The organism is Ureibacillus sinduriensis BLB-1 = JCM 15800 (assembly GCF_000772955.1).
Taxonomy (GTDB): domain Bacteria; phylum Bacillota; class Bacilli; order Bacillales_A; family Planococcaceae; genus Ureibacillus; species Ureibacillus sinduriensis.
Genome location: NZ_JPVO01000049.1, coordinates 57,966 through 77,366 on the forward strand (window position 1 = coordinate 57,966; position 19,401 = coordinate 77,366).

At 38.6% G+C, this 19,401-nt stretch carries 19 protein-coding genes; 11 read left to right on the top strand and 8 right to left on the bottom strand.

All coding sequences use genetic code 11. The features are described 5' to 3' along the window. Positions 1-3: 3 nt before the first annotated feature. The 3 genes from CD33_RS09125 to CD33_RS09135 all read right to left on the bottom strand — a co-directional run bounded on the left by CD33_RS09125 (position 4) and on the right by CD33_RS09135 (position 1,659). Complete coding sequence (locus CD33_RS09125) at positions 4-477, bottom strand: thioredoxin family protein (protein ID WP_036200245.1); 474 nt, start codon at positions 475-477, stop codon at positions 4-6. Continuing rightward, positions 474-902, bottom strand: coding sequence for a disulfide oxidoreductase (locus CD33_RS09130; protein ID WP_036200246.1), 429 nt, complete (start codon positions 900-902; stop codon positions 474-476). The genes CD33_RS09125 and CD33_RS09130 overlap by 4 nt, the downstream gene beginning before the upstream one ends. Before the next feature lie 130 nt (positions 903-1,032). Beyond that, the gene (locus tag CD33_RS09135) at positions 1,033-1,659 is read right to left on the bottom strand and encodes a GntR family transcriptional regulator (RefSeq protein ID WP_036200248.1); all 627 of its coding nucleotides are present in this window, start codon (positions 1,657-1,659) and stop codon (positions 1,033-1,035) included. A gap of 255 nt (positions 1,660-1,914) precedes the next feature. Between CD33_RS09135 and CD33_RS09140 the strand changes: the two genes are divergently transcribed. Together CD33_RS09140 and CD33_RS09145 are read left to right on the top strand one after the other, a co-directional pair. Continuing rightward, entirely contained in the window at positions 1,915-3,030 is a 1,116-nt protein-coding gene (locus tag CD33_RS09140) for a GAF domain-containing sensor histidine kinase (RefSeq protein ID WP_036200250.1), read from the top strand. 10 nt (positions 3,031-3,040) lie between these two features. After that, positions 3,041-3,691 (top strand): response regulator, encoded by a 651-nt coding sequence (locus CD33_RS09145; RefSeq protein WP_036200252.1) that lies wholly within the window; start codon positions 3,041-3,043, stop codon positions 3,689-3,691. 269 nt (positions 3,692-3,960) lie between these two features. Here the strand turns inward: CD33_RS09145 and CD33_RS09150 are convergent, their stop codons facing one another. Continuing rightward, positions 3,961-4,860 (bottom strand): cation diffusion facilitator family transporter, encoded by a 900-nt coding sequence (locus CD33_RS09150; protein WP_036200254.1) that lies wholly within the window; start codon positions 4,858-4,860, stop codon positions 3,961-3,963. Between the two features lie 187 nt (positions 4,861-5,047). After that, the gene (locus CD33_RS09155; RefSeq protein ID WP_176400093.1) at positions 5,048-6,406 is read right to left on the bottom strand and encodes a hemolysin family protein; all 1,359 of its coding nucleotides are present in this window, start codon (positions 6,404-6,406) and stop codon (positions 5,048-5,050) included. Positions 6,407-7,010: 604 nt separating this feature from the next. On the opposite strand from CD33_RS09155, the gene CD33_RS09160 reads away from it, so the two are divergent. The 3 genes from CD33_RS09160 (at position 7,011) to CD33_RS09170 (ending at position 11,904) form a co-directional block, all read left to right on the top strand. After that, positions 7,011-8,756, top strand: a complete 1,746-nt coding sequence (locus CD33_RS09160; protein WP_036200255.1) for an ABC transporter ATP-binding protein — start codon at positions 7,011-7,013, stop codon at positions 8,754-8,756. Then, positions 8,753-10,486: an ABC transporter ATP-binding protein gene (locus CD33_RS09165; protein ID WP_036200257.1), complete on the top strand. Its 1,734-nt coding sequence runs from the start codon at positions 8,753-8,755 to the stop codon at positions 10,484-10,486. The genes CD33_RS09160 and CD33_RS09165 overlap by 4 nt, the downstream gene beginning before the upstream one ends. A gap of 152 nt (positions 10,487-10,638) precedes the next feature. Next, positions 10,639-11,904, top strand: a complete 1,266-nt coding sequence (locus tag CD33_RS09170) for an MFS transporter (RefSeq protein WP_052130152.1) — start codon at positions 10,639-10,641, stop codon at positions 11,902-11,904. 72 nt (positions 11,905-11,976) lie between these two features. On the opposite strand, the gene CD33_RS09175 is transcribed toward CD33_RS09170, so the two are convergent. Then, the gene (locus CD33_RS09175; RefSeq protein ID WP_036200259.1) at positions 11,977-12,186 is read right to left on the bottom strand and encodes a YheE family protein; all 210 of its coding nucleotides are present in this window, start codon (positions 12,184-12,186) and stop codon (positions 11,977-11,979) included. A 129-nt stretch (positions 12,187-12,315) separates the two neighbouring features. Between CD33_RS09175 and CD33_RS09180 the strand changes: the two genes are divergently transcribed. The 3 genes from CD33_RS09180 to CD33_RS09190 all read left to right on the top strand — a co-directional run bounded on the left by CD33_RS09180 (position 12,316) and on the right by CD33_RS09190 (position 15,670). Continuing rightward, positions 12,316-13,461 carry a DUF445 domain-containing protein gene (locus CD33_RS09180; protein WP_036200261.1) on the top strand — a complete coding sequence of 382 codons (1,146 nt, stop codon included), beginning with the start codon at positions 12,316-12,318 and terminating at the stop codon, positions 13,459-13,461. Between the two features lie 21 nt (positions 13,462-13,482). Continuing rightward, complete coding sequence (locus CD33_RS09185; RefSeq protein ID WP_036200263.1) at positions 13,483-13,827, top strand: YlbF/YmcA family competence regulator; 345 nt, start codon at positions 13,483-13,485, stop codon at positions 13,825-13,827. Between the two features lie 325 nt (positions 13,828-14,152). Next, complete coding sequence (locus CD33_RS09190; RefSeq protein WP_036200265.1) at positions 14,153-15,670, top strand: coproporphyrinogen III oxidase; 1,518 nt, start codon at positions 14,153-14,155, stop codon at positions 15,668-15,670. 130 nt (positions 15,671-15,800) lie between these two features. On the opposite strand, the gene CD33_RS09195 is transcribed toward CD33_RS09190, so the two are convergent. Together CD33_RS09195 and CD33_RS20820 are read right to left on the bottom strand one after the other, a co-directional pair. Beyond that, positions 15,801-16,013, bottom strand: a complete 213-nt coding sequence (locus tag CD33_RS09195; RefSeq protein WP_052130155.1) for a hypothetical protein — start codon at positions 16,011-16,013, stop codon at positions 15,801-15,803. An 18-nt stretch (positions 16,014-16,031) separates the two neighbouring features. Beyond that, the gene (locus CD33_RS20820; RefSeq protein WP_309299198.1) at positions 16,032-16,352 is read right to left on the bottom strand and encodes a DUF2642 domain-containing protein; all 321 of its coding nucleotides are present in this window, start codon (positions 16,350-16,352) and stop codon (positions 16,032-16,034) included. Positions 16,353-16,375: 23 nt separating this feature from the next. Here CD33_RS20820 and CD33_RS09200 point away from each other — a divergent pair, with 23 nt between their 5' ends. From CD33_RS09200 to CD33_RS20710, 3 genes are read left to right on the top strand one after another with little or no spacing between them, the layout of a single operon-like run. Further along, positions 16,376-17,068, top strand: coding sequence for a glycosyltransferase family 2 protein (locus tag CD33_RS09200; protein ID WP_036200267.1), 693 nt, complete (start codon positions 16,376-16,378; stop codon positions 17,066-17,068). Next, the gene (locus CD33_RS20705; RefSeq protein WP_036200268.1) at positions 17,065-18,207 is read left to right on the top strand and encodes a glycosyltransferase family 4 protein; all 1,143 of its coding nucleotides are present in this window, start codon (positions 17,065-17,067) and stop codon (positions 18,205-18,207) included. Before CD33_RS09200 ends, CD33_RS20705 begins: the two co-directional genes overlap by 4 nt. Continuing rightward, positions 18,204-19,268, top strand: a complete 1,065-nt coding sequence (locus tag CD33_RS20710; protein WP_036200270.1) for a polysaccharide pyruvyl transferase family protein — start codon at positions 18,204-18,206, stop codon at positions 19,266-19,268. The genes CD33_RS20705 and CD33_RS20710 overlap by 4 nt, the downstream gene beginning before the upstream one ends. Positions 19,269-19,401: the final 133 nt, after the last annotated feature.

Sequence of the window (19,401 nt, forward strand, 5' to 3'; positions counted from 1 at the left end):
AGCTTATGATTTGACTTGCTCCAGAAAATCATAAATGACATCAGTATCTTTAGAATAATCCCCAACGATGCGATTTACTTCTTTGCCATCTTCAAAGTAGATTAAAGTAGGGGTTGCTTCTACATTATAATCATCCCAACCTTGCTCATATTCTAGAACATTATATTGATCGATTTGTACGCCTACTTCGCTAGCGATAGGCATAAGAGCAGGTGTCATTGCCTGGCAATGTACACATGTAGGGCTGAACATATAAGCAACTACAGGCTCACCAGAATCAATTTTTTCTTTCAGGGCTTCCGGCAAGATGATGTTTTGGTAATTTTCATCATCTAGTAAATCGATTGTGGATTGGTTCAGTTTATCTGTACCGTAAGGATTTCCTTCTAATTTATCTTCATTGGCTAAATTAGTAAGGATAATAATAGCAGCAAAAAGTACAACGACGATTGCGCCGATAATTCCCAATTTTTTCATAGTTTTTCTCCCTTCATAACTTTTATCATATAGAAACTAGTAATAGCGATTAATAGAAAGGCTACACCGGCTAAAAATGGTATGGTAATAAAGCCAAACATATTAATATATTCTCCCGTACATGGAACTCGTCCACAAGCAGGAGCCGATTCAGTTAAGAAGTCAAGCTTTTGAATACCATAATGATAAAGGGAGATTGCACCGCCTATGCATGAAAAAACGGCAGTCGTGACTGCGATACGTGCATTTTTTTGTATGTAGGCCACGGTTGTCATTAACAAAATCGGATACATAAGAATACGTTGATACCAGCATAATTCGCATGGTTCATAGCTGCGGATTTCGGAAAAATAGAGGGAACCGAGCGTTGCTATTAATGACACTAGCCATATAAAAAGCAAACTATTCTCAAGTTGTTTTTTCATTTAGCATCTCCTATAATCAAACTCTCTTGCAATTTTGATTATAATTTGTTCCCAATTAGAAGTAAATTATTTTGAATTTAAAATATTTTAATAATAGCACCGTCTAATATATGCTCTATTATCGACTTGACTATAAAAAGCTTGAATAACGAAGCATGTATTTCAGGTCCACTTCTAAATGTCTCCTCATTAATTCAGAAGCAAGCTCACCATTCCTTGCGGCAATTGCTCTATATATCTCTTCATGATCCTCATATAATAGCGGCCTCATATTTTTCACTAGAGAATGTCTATATAAACTTAAAATAGCATTCTTTTTTTGCAATTCTGCTATCATTACAGGGTTGCAGCACTCTGATACGATGAGGTCGTGGAATTTTTTGTTTGCGCTTACAATTTCATCGACAGTACCTTGTTTGGACTCTTTCATGGCTTGCTTTAACTGGCTCAATTTTTCCTTTGACATATTTTGAGCCGCATTTTTTGCAGCATAGCTTTCAATTAAAGTGATGAATTCTGATGCGTAAATTAAATCATCCTTTGTGGGCTTGTAAACTCGTCTGTTCTTGATTAAACCTTCTTGTTCAAGATGGCGAATAGCTTCTCTAATGGGTGTTCGACTTACTCCAATTTTTTCGGCTAATCGTTCTTCTACAAGCTTTACACCCCCAGTTAATTCACCGCTTACTATCAAATTCCTAATTGATTCATAGGCTAAGCGATAGGCATTGGAGGTGCCCGGACTTGCTACTTGCATTCATACTCCCCCTTGCAAATATATAATCGTTTCTATTATACACTTAAAGCAACCTAGTTTTATTAAATTTCCTTAAACTTTTTTAGGAAAAAATGACAGTATTTCATTCAAAAGTATGAGAAGCATCCGCATGCGATATTGTGCTATTCAATGATATGATAGTTTGTATAAAAACAGTTAAAGTTGTCCGTAAAACCTTGTTGGATTTACTAAATGAAACTAAGATTCAAGGGACTATTGCGAGGTGTAAAAAGCTTGTCCGTTAATGATCATTCAAATATAACAATTCTAAAAGAAATCGCGGAATTATTAAACGAAGAAACCGATTTGATCCCAATGTTAAAGGGTGCTTTAGGCAAGTTTATAAAGGGCACGAATTTTGAAACGGGTTGGATTTTTTTTATCAATGAAAAAGGGAAAATCGAGTTGGTGGCCCAAGAAAGCTTACCGGAAGCGCTTAGCTACAACAATTGCCAACATCTACAAAAAGGTGGCTGTTGGTGTGTATCCCGTTATAGGAATAATGAACTAAAAAAGGCATCCAATATTATTGAGTGCCAAAGAATCGAGACAGCAATTGAGTCGAACACAGGGGACAATGAAAATATCACACATCATGCAACTGTCCCACTTCAATCCGGTGATGAACGCTTTGGAATTTTAAATGTCGCTTCCCCCAACACAACCAAATTTACAGATGAAGAACTAGAATTACTGGAGTCGGTGGCGTTTCAAATGGGCTCGGCAATCAAGCGTATCAATCTTACAAAACAGGAACAAGAAGTCGCCCTCGTACGGGAAAGAAATCGTTTTGCAAGAGATTTGCATGATTCTGTTAATCAGTTGTTGTTCTCTGTAACGCTAACTGCCCGTGCAGGAATGGAGATGAGTGAAACTGCCGAGATCAAGGAGACATTTAAAGAAATCCAGCAGCTAACACAGTCCGCATTGACCGAAATGAGGGCGCTTATTTGGCAATTACGTCCGAAAGGGTTGGAGAGCGGGCTAATTGAGGCGATCAAAGCGTATTCAGAAATGTTGAATATTAAATTATCTGTCAATGTCTCGGGTGTCATCCAGTTTCCATCACGCGTTGAAGAAACACTGTTCCGCATAACCCAGGAAGCGTTAAATAATGTACGTAAGCATGCGGGGGTACAAGATGCCACCATCTATATTACCGTTACGCCGAAAGATATCATGCTGGTCATAAAGGACGAGGGAAGAGGGTTTGTTATAGAGCCCGAAAGAAGTCTTCCTTCAATCGGATTGCAATCTATCAAAGACCGTGCAGCCACACTTGGAGGATCAGCCGATTGGGTAAGTGAAATTGGGAAAGGGACGGAACTATTAATCCGTTTACCATATTAGGGGGGATAACATGATTCGAGTTTTAATTGCGGATGACCATCATGTCGTTCGGCGCGGGTTGCTTTTTTTCCTGAAAACGCAGAAGGATATCGAAGTAATAGGGGAAGCGAAAAATGGAATAGAAGCCGTCGAACTTGTTGATGCTTTGCAACCCGATATTGTACTAATGGATTTAGTCATGCCGGACATGGACGGAATTCAAGCAACCAAAAAAATAAAAGGGAAATGGCCACAAGTTCATATTTTAATGTTGACTAGCTTTTCGGATAAAGATCATGTGTTGCCTGCCATTGAGGCGGGAGCTGCAGGGTATCAATTAAAGGATATAGAACCGGATGAATTGGTCAATTCCATTCGGCAAATCATTAGTGGAGAAAATATTATACATCCGGCAGCAACCACTCAATTGGAAGAAACACTTCGCGAAGAAGAGAATTTACCCCACGTTAAAAATGCACTAACACCAAGGGAAAGAGACGTACTAGCGGAGCTGACGAAAGGGAAAAGTAACCGGGAAATTGCTTCGTCTTTGTTTGTTACGGAAAAGACTGTTAAAACACATATTTCCAATATTTTTACAAAGCTGGAGGTTCAAGACCGTACGCAAGCTGCTCTTTATGCAGTGAAGCATGGGCTAACAGAAGGAAGCGGTATGCAATGACTGCAAAGGCTGCGATAAACGGGGAGGCTGGGACATGAGGCAGATCTTTTTACTATTAACATTCTTACAGATTGTCGTTTGAATGAATGGGAGGAGATTTGTTAACAGTCCTAGCGAATGTAACTCGTGACCAATAAGAATGGATAGAACAGTTAATAGTCTGAGAAACGGATTGCCAAACATTGTAAGGCTCACATCAGCATTTTTCTAAATAAAAAAGCAGCCTCTTTGACAGGCTGCGTATCCTAAACTAGAAAAAACGATTCATGCTAAAAATGATAATCCTCGTCCACCGCTTTGGCAAGTTCATGCGGTTCTATATGGACAAGCACCATGCAATATGGATTGAATTTTTTGACGGTCGATTCAATTTTTTCCGTAATTTGATGGCTCTGCCTTACGTCCAAATAGGGATTTACTGTTACCGTGACATCTATGAAGCTTACATTGCCGTGGGATCTTCCTTTAAAATCGATTAGATCGATAACGCCGGTAACGTTATTTATAAGCACGGACAAAGTTTCGGCTTCTTCAATATCAAAACTATCCGTCAATGTTTGGACGGATTCCCAAAAGATTTCGATGGCGGTTTTAATAATAATAATGGCCACAACCAGAGCGGTTAACGTATCAATAATGGGGAAACCGATGATTGCCCCGAAGATCCCGATGGCTGTCCCGATACTTACCAATGCATCAGAGCGGTTATCGTAAGCCGCCGCTTTTACTGCGGAGCTATTGATTTTTTTTGAAAGGGCCAAATTATATCTGTATACCAAATACATTACAACTGCACTTCCTAATGCCACATAGGCGGTTAAGGTAGAGGGTGTCTCCCTGATGGGGTCCCATAAGTTCATTATTGAACTAAGAAGGACCTGAAGACCTACCATCATCATGATAAAAGAAGCCACTAAAGAAGCAATTGTTTCTGCACGCAGATGTCCGTAGGGGTGATTGGTATCCGGCGGCAGTTGGGAAATGCGTAAACCGATTAATACAGCAATGGATGCAATAATGTCTGTTGTATTATTTAATCCATCCGCTTTTAATGCTTCTGATTCACCAAAATATCCGATTGTTAGTTTGATCGAACTTAGAATTAAATAGGTGCCAATTGATAACCAAGCGCCTTTTTCCCCAGCTCGTAAATTTGTATATAGCTCCACAAAGTTTCCTCCTGGCAAAACTTTAGAACATGACAAAACGGAGCCGCCTCATTTAGGTCCTGAGGCGGCTCCGTTTTTTGCGAAAATCGCTTAAGCGATTATTGCAAAACATCACAGATCTATTAAAAGTAATAACCCAAAAGCTTATTGCCTAATCTTTTGGGACATATAAATTTCGTTCTTTAAATCACTGTTCTGGTTTTTCTTCCAAATCCGATTCTTCTAGTTCGGGCAGTTTGGAAACTTCGATGTAGAGGATATGGTGGCCGTCGGATTCCTTGATTTTGAATTCGTAACCGTCATAATCGAAGGTATCGCCTTCCACTGCATCAAATCGTTTGGTTAAGAACCAGCCGCCGATCGTATCTACATCCTCATCGTCTATGCTAATGCCAAGTATATCATTAACTTCATCCACCAGCAATTTAGCATCTATAATGTAATGATTATCACTAATTTCTTGTACTTCCGGGATTTCGTCATCATCAAATTCATCTTGAATATCACCGACGATTTCTTCGATAATGTCTTCAATCGTTACTAAACCTGATGTTCCGCCGTATTCGTCCATTAGGATAGCCATATGAATTCGTTCACCTTGTATTTTAAGTAATAAATCACTGATTGGAACTGTTTCAAATACACGAATAACGGGTTGCATATAATCCAGTACAGGCTTGTTGCCGTTTGCAGGATTTTTTATATAGGCGGTAAGCAAATGTTTCAAGTTTACCAGTCCGATTACGTGGTCTTTGTCTCCATCGATGATAGGGTATCTAGTATATTGCTCAACCCCCATTACTTCAAATACTTCTTTGACTGTTAAGTCTTTTTCGAGACTCACAATCTCTGTTCGAGGTACCATGATTTCCTTCGCAGTACGGTCGGAGAATTCAAAAATACTATTAACATACTCGTATTCAGAATGATTGATTTCTCCACCCTTATAACTATCTGTTAAAATAATACGAAGTTCTTCTTCGGAATGTGCTACTTCGGATTCTGATGCCATTTTATATCCAAATAAACCTGACAATGCACGCGCAGACCCATTTAAAGCATGGATAAATGGATACATTACCTTATAGAAAACAATTAATGGACCAGAAAGACGCAAAGTTAGTTCTTCCGATTTTACAATGGCAAACGTTTTTGGTGTTAATTCTCCTACGACAACATGTAAATAGGTAACAAACATAAACGCAATAATGAATGAAAGAAGTGAAGAGACAGTTGCATCTAAATTCATTAATTCGAATAAAGGATGTAAAATCATTTCAAACGTTGGCTCACCCAACCAACCTAAACCAAGGGCAGTAATGGTGATACCTAACTGACAGGCTGAAAGATATTCATCCAGATTCGATACAACCTTTTTAGCTTTCATTGCTTTTTTGTTGCCTTCAGCAACCAATTGATCAATACGAGTTGTTCTTACTTTTACGATTGCAAACTCAGTTGCAACGAAAAATGCCGTAGCAGCAATCAACAAGAAAAATGCCGCCAGCTTAATGGTTAGCTCTACTATGTCTACGTCCAAATACATTCTTTGTTCCTCGCCCGAATGAGGGGTACGAACAAAGAGTACACCTCCTATAATTAAAAATAATTGAATAATACAATGATAAAATATTTACAGGCAAATTACAAATAGTGGCTATGGATTATCGCAAAGATATTTTTTTGTATGATGACATTTTCATTTAAATGAAATCATAAAATAAACAGGTTGATTGTTAAGTTATCGTAAAAGTTTTTCTATTTTCTAAAAATTGTTGACTTTCAAAAAATGGATATGCTACGCTTTATAAGTAATTATAAATAAAGGAAAAGGAGGTTAGGATTATGAGAATTAAATACATTTTGCCGCCAGCAATTAAATATGATAATCCAAACCTACCTCGAGCTTTCTTTTATTTATAACGAAGGACGCGCATAATTTTAATCGGAGGATACAGGTATTGGTTACTTGTATCCTTTTACTATGAGCACCTATCTCACAGAAGGGATAGGTGCCTTTTTGTGCGCTTATAAGAAAGAATGGAAGAGGAGAGAGGATTATGAAAAAGCGCTACACAAGGAAGTTATTAAAAAGAGAGTGTACAGATAGTGGATAGTGTAGTGAACACAAATTAGAAGAAGGTGCTTAAATGTTTGAAGTATTATTCAAAATGAAATGGTTTTTTAAAGCTTATTGGAAGAGATATTTAATTGCCGTAGTGCTTTTAATGATTGCCAATGTGGCAGAAGTTATCCCCCCTTGGATAATAGGGGTTGCAATTGATGATATTGCCTTGGGGACAATGACAAAGGATTCTTTGTGGAATTATTTGTTATGGCTCGGGTTGCTCATAGTTTTCGGTTATGTGATCAACTTTATGTGGCAATATCAATTATTTGGTGGAGCTCTTACGTTGGAGAGGATTTTTCGTAAGAAGCTAATGCACCAATTCTTGAGAATGACACCGACCTTTTATGAAAAAAATCGTACAGGGGATTTGATGGCCCGTGCAACGAATGATCTAAATGCAGTCTCTTTAACTGCAGGTTTCGGGATCATGACGTTATTGGATTCCACAATCTATATGGGGGCCATTATCTTGGCGATGGGATTTTTAATTTCATGGAAGCTAACCATCTTTTCAATGCTTCCGATTCCCATAATGGCCGTCCTCATGCAATATTACGGGAAAATTGTACATGAACGTTATATGAAAGCGCAGGATGCCTTTGGCGAATTGAATGATAATGTCCTTGAATCTGTTGCAGGTGTCCGTGTGATTCGTGCCTATGTACAAGAAAAGAAAGATGAAAAGCGTTTCGCTGATATGAGTGAAGAAGTTTACGAGAAAAATATCCATGTAGCAAAAATCAATGCACTATTCGGCCCAATCACTAAAGTGGGTACCGGGATTAGTTATGTTGTAGCACTCGGCCTTGGTTCCTTCCTAGTATCCAGTGGGGAAATGACAGTTGGGCAGCTCGTTACTTTTAATGTGTATCTAGGTTTGGCAGTTTGGCCAATGATTGCAATCGGCGAACTAATCAATGTCATGCAACAAGGAAATGCTTCGCTGGACCGTGTACAAGAAACGTTGGATTATGAGCAGGATGTTCAAGATCCGAATGATCCAATCAAGGTTCATAGTCCAAACTCCCTTGGATTCAATGAATTCTCATTCCAATACCCGATGTCACAAATGATAAACTTGCAAAATATTTCCCTTCATGTCAAACGGGGCCAAACACTCGGCATTGTCGGGAAAACAGGTGCAGGTAAAACGACCTTCGTTAAGCAATTGCTGAAGGAATACCCGATGGCAGAAGGGCAATTTACGATCGGGGATGTTGATATTGCAAAGCTGACAAAGGAACAGCTGCTTGAATGGATTGGCTATGTTCCCCAGGATCATGTGCTGTTCTCAAGAACGATCCGAGAAAATATCTTGTTTGGTAAAGAAGATGCTACAAAAGAAGAAATTGATGAAGCTGTCCAACTTGCTTATTTTGAGAATGACCTAAAAAATCTTCCATTAGGTCTTGAAACTTTGGTCGGCGAAAAAGGCGTTTCATTATCCGGTGGGCAAAAGCAAAGGGTTTCGATTGCTCGTGCCATGATCAAAAATCCGGAAATCCTCATTTTAGATGATTCGCTATCTGCAGTAGATGCCAAAACAGAAGCGAAGATTATTGAAAACATCGGCCGTGTGCGAAATGGCAAAACAACCATTATTACAACCCACCGTCTATCCGCGATTCAGCATGCGGATCACATCATCGTTTTGGATGAAGGGAAAATAATCGAAGAGGGAACACATGCGGAACTTCTTCGAAATGAAGGCTGGTACAAGGAACAATATGATCGACAACAGCTAGAGGAGGTGCCTAGCGAATGAGTACTAGTAAACGTTTATTCAAATATGCCATGTTTTTTAAAAAGCCAATTTTTATTGGATTAATATTGTTAACACTAGCTGTTTTTACGGATTTGGCAGGACCATTTATTGCAAAGCATATTATTGATCATTATATGACGCCAGGTTCAATTGAGCTCGAACCCATTATCAATTTGCTTATCGTCTTTTTGGTTTTGGCTATTGCAACGGCGGTTCTTCGTTATTTTATGTTCATATATTTGCAAATTGGCGCAAATCGTATCATCCAAAAGTTGCGCAAGGATGTCTTTGGACATATTCAGACGATGTCCATTGACTATTTCGATAACTTGCCGGCAGGGAAAATTGTTGCTCGTGTAACGAATGATACAGAAGCCATCCATAATTTATATGTCCAAGTGCTATCGCAATTTGTAACGAGCTTCATATCGATTTTGGGAGTTTATGTGGCTCTTTTCATCTTGAATGTGAAAATGGCGCTCGTCGCATTAATAGTAGTTCCAATCATCTATATATGGATGATTGCATATCGGAAGTACGCGTCTTCATATAATCATGTTGTCCGTACGAAAATTGCCGATATTAACGCCATGATCAATGAATCCATTCAAGGCATGACAATTATTCAAGCGTTCAAGCGTGAAAAGCAGATGAAAGATGAATTTGCCGAGATGAATAATGAACATTATGAATACCAAAGAAAACTATTATTTTTGGATTCCGCAACATCATTTAATTTAGTAAATATTTTGCGGTTATTGTTTTTTGTCATTTTTATTTATTATTTCGGTACGCAATCGATGACGACGGTTGAGGTGATTACAGCTGGAACGTTATATGCATTCGTGGATTATATAACGCGCTTGTTCGGTCCGATTGTAAATATCGTCAACCAATTTTCCCAATTGGAACGCTCTCTTGTTGCTGGTTCCCGTGTATTTGAGCTACTTGATCGCAAGGGCGAGGCAGTCAGTGAGGAATCGATTCCAAGATATGAGGGGAACGTCGAATTCGAAAATGTATCATTTGCTTATAAGGACGATGATTATGTGTTGAAGAACATCAATTTCTCCGCCAAAAAAGGAGAAACAATCGCCCTTGTCGGTCATACAGGTTCAGGGAAAAGCTCGATTATGAACTTGCTGTTCCGTTTTTATGACCCGCAAAAGGGAAAAATCATGATAGATGGCAAAAACATCTTATCGATTTCCCGCCAATCATTCCGGGAGCATATGGGCATTGTTTTGCAAGATCCATATTTATTCACAGGAACAATTGAAACGAACGTAAGTTTAAGAGATCCACGCATTTCAAGAGAAACGGTGGAAAAAGCGCTTGAGGCAGTTGGTGGGGAAAGAGTGCTGAAAAATCTCGAGAAAGGGCTTGATGAGCCTGTCATTGAAAAGGGAAGCACACTTTCCTCCGGCCAACGACAGTTGATTTCCTTTGCTCGTGCATTGGCCTTCGATCCAGCCATTTTGATATTGGATGAAGCTACATCGAATATAGACACGGAAACAGAAGAAATTATCCAGCATGCGATGGAAGTACTGAAAAAAGGAAGAACAACGTTCATCATTGCCCACCGTTTATCTACAATCAAGAATGCAGATCAAATTCTAGTATTGGATAGAGGGGAAATTGTTGAGAGAGGTACCCATGAAGAACTTGTTGCATTAGGCGGTCGTTACGAAACGATGTACCGTTTGCAAGCTGGGGCGTTAAATTAACTTGAAGGGGTTGGTCCGGGATTTTTGGATCAACCTTTTTTAATTAAGTTAATAAGAAAAGAGGAAATATTACAAAAATACTATTGCCAATTAATAACGAAAACCGTATATTTAGAGTATCGAATTAATGTGCGGGAAGCGGTGTATTCGCCATGAGTAAAAGGCTCAAAGATTGGTTTTTGAATATTATGTCCTTTAACCGGAATATTAAATTATTCATGCTTTCCAATATTCTCATTCAAATCGGGATGGGTGTATTTGGTGTGATGTATAATCTTTACATCCGCGAATTAGGCTATTCGGAAACGGTAAATGGCAGTGTCATTTCGATTACTTCATTAGCGACTGCCCTAATGTTGGTACCGGCAGGAATTATAAGCGATCGAATTGGCCGTAAATCGATATTATTAGTAGGAACTTTTGTTACGGCCATCATGCTTTTTGGAAGAAGTGTTGTTTCGATTGAAGAGCCGATTTTAATGTTTGCTTTCTTGACAGGTATTGTATGGGCTTTTGTTCAAGTTTCGGGTGTTCCCTTCTTGGCGGAAAATTCAACTCCAACGGAAAGAATGAATTTGTTTAGTATTCATTTTGCCTTGGTGACAGTCGCCAATGTAATAGGAAATTTGCTTGGAGGATTTGCTGCAGATGGAATCCAGCTCGTATTTCATTTTAGTGAAGTGGCAAGCATTCGCGGATCGTTGCTTCTGGGAGCGATTATTTTCGCTTTTGGATTTCTCCCTTTGTTATCACTAAGTTCTTCAAAAGTTGAAAATCAACAAGGACAATTAGTAAAAACAGTGGATGAACTAGAGGATTCCGAAGAGAGCAGTTTTAAAAAGAATTTTAAAATGATTATATTATTCGGAATTGCCAATTTGCTGATTGGTACCGGCTCAGGGTTGGTAATCCCATATTTGAATCTATATTTCGCCAACCGTTTTGACGCATCCAATTCATATGTTGGGTTAATTATTGCTTTGGGATCTGCCATGACAGCTGTCGCGATGCTGATTGGACCATTGCTTGTGAAAAAAGTGGGGAAGGTAAGAGCTTTGGTTATCTTTCAGCTATTGTCCATTCCTTTCCTCTTTTTAACGGCTTTTACCAATTCGCTGCTTATTGCTTCAATTGGGTTTTTAATGCGTCAAGCGTTGATGAATGCGGGAAATCCAATTCAAAGTGCCATTGCAATGGATGTTGTTCATAATAAATATAAAGGGCTGGGGAATTCGGTCAGCCAGATGGTATTTAATATAGGATGGGCTACAATGGGGCTCCCGGCCGCCTGGCTGGTGACGACGTATGGAAACTATTGGGGATATGCTTATGCATTTTCGATAACAGGCTTTCTTTATTTAATCGCATCAACCTATTTTTACTTAGTATTTAGTAGAAGGTATAAAGTAAATGACTAAAGATGGCTGAAGAAGCTCCCTGGCTAGGTTTCCAAAATAAACGAGTTCGTCAAAGCGAACTCGTTTATTTTTTCAATCATACACATGAAATAACATTAATTCATGGACCATCTTTTCAACACTTGAAATGTGTTCTTCTGCAGGCTTGTCTCCCAACCATGCAATCTGGCCATCTTTTTTATATTCAGCCCTAAATAACTGCTGTTTATAATAGAACGAGATTGCCCACCCCGGCAGTAAATCATTTTTGTACAAAGGTTTAAAATGAAAATGTTGAATCATTTGGGTCCCCCCTGAAACTTTCAATATAAGTTAATCGTACTAAAAGTTAGAGAGAATGGCTAACATTATCTTTATGAGATATGACTCTGATATAATAGGGTGGAGTTTGAAAGAAATGAGAGGGTTTAAATGGAAAATGCAATGATCACCATTATTTTCATGGCAATAGTCGGTGCAGTTATCGGGGGCTTTACAAACTTTCTAGCCATTAAAATGTTGTTCCGTCCATATAATGCACTATACATTAAGAAGTGGCGTCTGCCATTCACACCTGGTTTAATGCCAAAAAGACGTCAGGAATTATCAAAACAAATTGGGGTCACAGTAAAAAATTACCTTCTGACACCGGAAGTATTTCAAAAGAAGCTCTTCAATGAAGAAATTCAATCAACTGTTTTGAAATTTGCGAGGGAGAAAGTAGAAGGAACATTCTTTACAAATGAAAAAACAATCAATGATTGGCTAACTCAGGGCGGTTTTGACCAATTGCCCGATACGATTGAACACAAAGTCGATGCAATTATTGAGAAGCAATTCCATACGATGAAAAACACTTTATCCACTAAATCGATTGAGGCATTACTACCGGCCAATGTGCACCAAGTGGTTGATCGCAAAATTCCTGAAGTTGTTTCTTATATTTTAGATAAAGGGGAGGAGTATTTCCTTTCACCTAAAGGGGAAGTAACAATCAAAAACATGATGGATGATTTCTTGGGATCGAAAGGTTCCTTTGGCGGAATGATTCAAATGTTTTTGGGGGATTCTGCTTCAATTGTTACGAAAATCCAACGGGAGTTAATCAATTTCCTGAAGGCGCCGGGCACAAAAAGTCTTTTAGTCAATATTATTTCTCAAGAATGGGATAAAGTTAAGCAGCAGCCTATCATGAATTATTTGGAGGAAGTCGATTTCGCATCGATTTTGAGCAATCTTCAGAATTACGCGAAAAAAGAACTTAATATCCGGGAGCATTTAAACAAGCCAATCAGTTTTTATTGGCCACAAGGCAATGATTACGCAAAAAATGAATTATTGCCAAAATTGGTTGATAGAGGCTTCAAGGAAGCAGAAAGCAAACTGGAAGATGTATTGAATCGTCTAAACCTAGATGAAGTAGTTCGTGAACAAGTAGATTCTTTCCCATTGGAAAAGTTGGAGGAACTTGTGTTGAGCATTGCTTCCAAAGAGTTGAAAATGATTACAATTCTGGGTGCTATTTTAGGTGGCTTAATAGGTATCGTACAAGGTTTAATTGTGTACCTATTCAATTAAAAAAGAGAGTGGGAAAAAATTGTGATTAACATTTATAATGACATTAACAAATTAGAGGCTTCAATGCGTCAAACAGATGAGTTCAAAGTTCTAAAGGACGCAGTCGAAGCGGTGCGTGCGGATGAAGAGGCGAGAGTCCTGTTTGCAAACTTCCGCGATGTACAAATGAAGCTGCAACAAAAACAAATGAACGGCGAAGAATTATTGAAAGATGAGTTGCTATACGCACAAAAAACAGCACAATTAGCCCAATCAAGCCCGACAATTTTAGCGATGCTGGAAGCAGAAATGGCACTAAGCAAAATAATTGAAGAAGTAAACCGCGTTTTAGTAAAACCAATTCAATCCTTGTATGATGGATTGTAATCCGTTCAAATCCCAAAAGCTTATAACAAGCTATTGGGATTTTTTCGTGCAATATTATCTTTAAGGTTTTAACAAACCGTAGGATATGCCTCCTGAATGTTGTTTTGATCGTCCTTGCAACTAGTACACTATTAGAAGTGTATTTACTAAACTTGCACAACACAACGTTACAAGCGAAAAAATACCATTTTCCCCGCACCATTTGTTATATTAAAAAGACATGTTATAATTAACGCTTGAAATTAAAATTTTTTTGCAACTGGATAATATCTCCTTTGTTGTTAACGGTAATGCCTGAAATTAATAGGGAAGAGAGACGCAAGTGATGAAAAAAATCGAAGTAAATGAAGTGTTTAAAGAGGATTGGAACCGGGTTCTGAATCATATCGCCAACTTGTTCTACGAGGACTCCAAAATCGTCGTAGCTGCCGAAGATGCGGAACTATCCTTCCATTTCCAACATTCAATAGATGAAGATTATACAATCCATACTGCATGTGAATTGGCGGTAGATGGATCAGCATATACAAGCAACTATTCCATTCAATATGAAACAGAAGGTACTGAAAAGGAACAGGGCATCCGTATGAAACGCGCCCTCTCCCATGTCATGCTGGATGTCCTTGAACAATATACGGGAATGACCCAGCAATGGGGTATCTTAACAGGTGTACGACCGACAAAGCTTTACCATAAATATCGCCAGCAAGGCATGAATGATGACGATATTTATGCGATATTAAAGAAGGACTTCCGCATATCAGATTCGAAAGTTGCTCTGATGCGGGAAATTGTTAAACGGCAGCTGGTTACGATTCCTGACTTGGATGAGCTAGGTAAAGAACTTTCCGTGTATATCGGGGTACCATTCTGTCCGACAAAATGTGCATATTGTACTTTCCCGGCATATGCAATCCAAAGCAACCGTAAAGCGGGCCGCGTTGAATCGTTTATTGATGGCTTGCACATTGAAATACGCGCAATGGGCAAATGGTTGAAAGACAACAATATGAATATCACTTCCGTCTACTGGGGAGGGGGAACACCTACATCCATTGAAGCGCATGAAATGGATGCCCTATATAAAACGATGTTCGAATCGTTCCCAAATCCGGACAAAATTCGTGAGATTACTGTGGAAGCTGGGAGACCTGATACCATTACTCCCGAGAAAATCGAAGTTCTTAAAAAGTGGGGAATCGATCGGATTTCCGTTAATCCACAAAGTTACACTGATGAAACATTAAAAGCAATTGGACGTCATCATACCGTTCAAGAAACAATTGATAAGTTTTGGTTGTCCCGACAATCGGGAATGAATAATATCAACATGGATTTAATCATTGGCCTCCCAAATGAAGGAATCGAGGAATTCCAGCATTCACTGGATGAAAGTGCGAAAATGCAACCCGAGTCATTAACGGTTCATACATTATCGTTCAAGCGTGCTTCTGAAATGACCCATAATAAGGACAAGTATAAAGTGGCTGACCGTGAAACAGTGACGAAGATGATGGAGATGGCCAGCAATTGGACGGAAGAAAATGGGTATGTCCCATATTACTTATACCGCCAGAAAAATATCCTGGGCAACTTAGAGAACGTGGGCTACTGTAAACCGGGTGAAGAGAGTATCTATAATATTGTCATTATGGAAGAAGTTCAGACAATTTTGGGCATCGGTTGTGGAGCATCAACGAAGTTTGTTAACCCTGATACCGGGAAAATCACCCAATTCCATAATCCTAAAGATCCGGCAGCGTACATTATGACTTTTGAAGATGCCATTGAAAAGAAAATCGACATGTTAAATGAATTGTATTCTACGCGAATCAGCCAGTAAACTTAAAGACAGAGTATCCCTCTGTCTTTTTTTATACAAAAAAATGACCGGGCGCGTTAACTTGCCCGGTTATCAAACAACAATCTATTATGTTATTACTGAACCGTATTTTTTGATGGTTCACTTCAATCTAATTCGCTGGTACTTGGATAAAACTTACTTCGGATAAAAGTACTACTACATTTCTGAACTCTCTTTCATAGGTATCGGTAGATTCTCTTAACCTGAGTACGAAATTATCAACCGATATTAGTTCCCCGCTATACAATTCTTCACCAACCGCCACTTTAATATCTTGATTAACTAGTTTGCGAAGCTGGTTGAACAGATTATTTTCAAACAACTTAAGCACCTCCCTTTTTTAGTAAGAAAAACTGATGATACTTGCTAACGGAACATAAATTAAATCGGCATTAGTTCTAAGCACAATATAGTCGCCCTTGACTTCTATCAATATTCCAGTGACACTGGAATACTCTGTAGAAACTTCAATTGTCGAGCCTTCAAGAGAACTAAGAATTAAACGCAATTGCCACATATTTATCTCCTTTCTTAAACAGTATGTTGAATTATATGTTTGATTGATAGATTTTGTTTGGGTGAATGTGTTGAAATTACCAACCTTTCTAAAAAAAGTTTGAAAAATAAGTAGAACGCACAAACAATGTGAAATAGAATTCATAGTTTAATTTAGAGGTGATAACTATGAAGAAAAGAGAAGAAGGGTTAGTTAGTTTCGTGATTCCGTGCTATAATGCATCACTTTACATTGAAGATTGCTTAAACGGACTACTATCTCAAACATATAAAAATCTTGAAGTCATTCTTGTAAATGATGGCTCGACAGATAATACAGAGCAAATCATAGAACAATGGATAGAAAATTCAGATCCACCTTTTCCAGTAATTTTATGTAATCTTCCCGTAAATACAGGGTTTGCCGGGGCGCTTACTACGGGATATTTCATGAGTTCAGGGGAATATATCGCACTGAATGACGCTGATGATATTTCACATCCTTCCCGGGTGGAAAAACAAGTAGAATTCCTACTTAATAATCCTGAGTATAGTTTAGTAGGAACAAATTACCGTTCGTTTAGTGACGGTGATAAAGAGAGCGGCAAAGAAGCGAATTGGCTCCATTATGGGGAGGAAATTCGAAAAATTTATGCTTTAGGGAAGCATTGTGTGTGTCATGGAACAATCCTGTTTCACGGTAAATGTTTTGATTTGCTTGGGGGGCCGACCAGAAGGATAAAGGGAGCAGAGGATTATGAATTCATCGTAAAATTCTTGAATGCCAAATTAAAAATAGAGAATCTAAAAGATGTTCTCTATTATTATCGCCTACATGACAAGCAGCGATCCAAAATGTTCTATGGAAGTGGCGAAAAGTGAATAACGAGAGAGTTTTACTTGTAATCGATGCTTTATATATCGGAGGAACTGAAACCCATGTGTTAGGTTTGGCAAAAGAGCTAATAAAAAATGACGTATTTGTCGCAATCGCTGCCAGTAAATCAGGTACTTTGGTAGGCTCCTTTGAATCATTAAATTGCCCGATTCATCATATTGATATTCCCCGTACTGTTAATCCTGATGGAAAACTGGAAAAAGAGTTGGTTGAGAAAATCGAAAGCATTATTGAAGAGGAGAAAATCACGCTAGTCCACATCCATCAATTCCCCTCTGGGTACCTGGCGGGCAAGGCAGCCAAAAATAAGGGAATTGCAACAGTCTTAACTGTACATGGAACTTATTATCCGGATCATGAAATTCGTAAGCTTCTCGAATTATCCGATTCGATCATTTGTGTAAGTCCACCACTAAGTAATTATATAAAATCCTTTGGAATTCAAAATCCTGTCTTAATACCAAATGGCATTAATCTGGAGGAGTATCCGCAAGATGTTTCATCCGAAGAATTAAGAAAAGAATTGAAAATACCGGAGGACTCGATAGTCGTTCTCTATGCCAGCAGGATTACTTGGGCAAAGGCAAGTGTTTGTTCCATTTTTCTAAGAGCTTGCAAGGATCTTAAACTAAAGTCCATCCCGAATCTTCATGTCATTGTGGTGGGTGGTGGCGACAGGTTAGTTGACATAGAAAATTTAGCGCAAATGATCGAGAAACAATGCAAGGGAACTTTTATCCACATTATGGGGGAACAAAATAATATGCACGGTTATTATTCAATAGCCGATTGTGTGGTCGGAACGGGACGTGTAGCGTTAGAAGCGATGGCTACTGGGAAACCGGTTATAGCAGTAGGAAACCACGGATATTTTGGAACTGTTAATAAAAATAATATCGATGAAGCATGGAACCACTATTTTGGAGATCATGGTTCCAAAACAGCGTGCAGTAGACATATCTTGAGGGATGAACTTAAAAAACTTTTACTGGATAAAGAGCAAATGAAGTTATATGGAAAAGAGTCCAGAGAAATGGTGGAAGAGAAATTCAATATCCAAAACGTGGTGATGGATATGTTGAAAATTTACTCCGATACATTAAAAGGAGGAAGTGAAAAATGAAAAAACTTCTATATATAGGTTGGATTGGATTCAATAATTTAGGGGATGAACTATTATGGAACATCTTCAAGGATGTATGCGGCAAGTATTTAGATAAGGAGCGAATAGACCTCACCCCCTCTGTACCTGGTATTGATCTAAAAAAAATCGAGAAATATGATACGGTAGTATTGGGGGGGGGCTCCCTCTTATTGCCGGGATATCTCCAAATCCTCCAAAATGCCATTCAAAAAGGGAAATCCGTCGTTATATGGGGAACAGGCCTGGATTGGATTGAAAAGCGAAATTTAGATTTATTAATAAATGACGGATTAAATTCGTTGGAACAAAATTTTAAGCAAAAGGATGTTGAAGTGCTGGATGAAGTAATTGATCGCGCACTATTTGTAGGAGTTAGGGGGCCACTAACGAAAAAAGCGATCGAAATTATGATCGGCAGCGAAAAGGCCAAAAAAGTGCAAATTATCGGGGATCCCGGTTTACTATTGCAGGAACCAAATACTGATATTTCCAACGAGAAGAAAAAAGTAATTGGCATCAACTGGGGCACTACATTCAATCGTTTATATGGAGCGAATGAAACGTTTGTTGAGGAACAGTTAGTGGAAACAGCAAAGACGTTAATCAAAGCGGGTTATAAGATCATGATCTATACTGTATGGGCCGATGATAGACCTTCCTGTCAAAGGTTATACGACAAAATAAATGATCCGGATAATGTGATACTTGATAAAAATCTTTATTCGGAAAATGAGTTGATCGCCAAACTATCAAGATGCAAAGGAACTATCAACTTTAAACTGCATGCAAACTTTTTATCCTTGACTGCAAAAGTTCCTGCGATTTCATTGGGATACCGGTTTAAAGTATTTGATTTTGCGGAATCAGTTGGATTGCAATATTTGGTCGTTTCCACGGATTCCAAGCAGTTAGCCCAAGATCTACTGGAACGTGTGGAATACATTGAAAAAAACGAAGCCAAAATAATTGAACAATACCAATCCACTAGAAAGAAATTTGAACCGCTATTAGAATCACCATTTACCGGAAATTTGCTATAAAGAAGCGCTTTCGAGTAAATGCGGGGATGGCAACATTTAATTTAATGTCAAGCATAAGAGGCTACCATTAGTAGATTAACGAATGGAAAGCCTCTTTTTTCACTCGCCATTAAGGTCCTCAGGTCACCCTAGT

Coding starts and splice junctions, on each gene's coding strand:
- CD33_RS09175 (WP_036200259.1), bottom strand. CDS start 12,186: ATGATTCAACATTTTCATTTTAAACCTTTGTACAAAAATGATTTACTG.
- CD33_RS09125 (WP_036200245.1), bottom strand. CDS start 477: ATGAAAAAATTGGGAATTATCGGCGCAATCGTCGTTGTACTTTTTGCT.
- CD33_RS09180 (WP_036200261.1), top strand. CDS start 12,316: ATGGAAAATGCAATGATCACCATTATTTTCATGGCAATAGTCGGTGCA.
- CD33_RS09135 (WP_036200248.1), bottom strand. CDS start 1,659: ATGCAAGTAGCAAGTCCGGGCACCTCCAATGCCTATCGCTTAGCCTAT.
- CD33_RS09165 (WP_036200257.1), top strand. CDS start 8,753: ATGAGTACTAGTAAACGTTTATTCAAATATGCCATGTTTTTTAAAAAG.
- CD33_RS09190 (WP_036200265.1), top strand. CDS start 14,153: ATGAAAAAAATCGAAGTAAATGAAGTGTTTAAAGAGGATTGGAACCGG.
- CD33_RS09170 (WP_052130152.1), top strand. CDS start 10,639: ATGAGTAAAAGGCTCAAAGATTGGTTTTTGAATATTATGTCCTTTAAC.
- CD33_RS09155 (WP_176400093.1), bottom strand. CDS start 6,406: ATGTATTTGGACGTAGACATAGTAGAGCTAACCATTAAGCTGGCGGCA.
- CD33_RS09160 (WP_036200255.1), top strand. CDS start 7,011: ATGTTTGAAGTATTATTCAAAATGAAATGGTTTTTTAAAGCTTATTGG.
- CD33_RS09200 (WP_036200267.1), top strand. CDS start 16,376: ATGAAGAAAAGAGAAGAAGGGTTAGTTAGTTTCGTGATTCCGTGCTAT.
- CD33_RS20820 (WP_309299198.1), bottom strand. CDS start 16,352: ATGAATTCTATTTCACATTGTTTGTGCGTTCTACTTATTTTTCAAACT.
- CD33_RS20710 (WP_036200270.1), top strand. CDS start 18,204: ATGAAAAAACTTCTATATATAGGTTGGATTGGATTCAATAATTTAGGG.
- CD33_RS09130 (WP_036200246.1), bottom strand. CDS start 902: ATGAAAAAACAACTTGAGAATAGTTTGCTTTTTATATGGCTAGTGTCA.
- CD33_RS09145 (WP_036200252.1), top strand. CDS start 3,041: ATGATTCGAGTTTTAATTGCGGATGACCATCATGTCGTTCGGCGCGGG.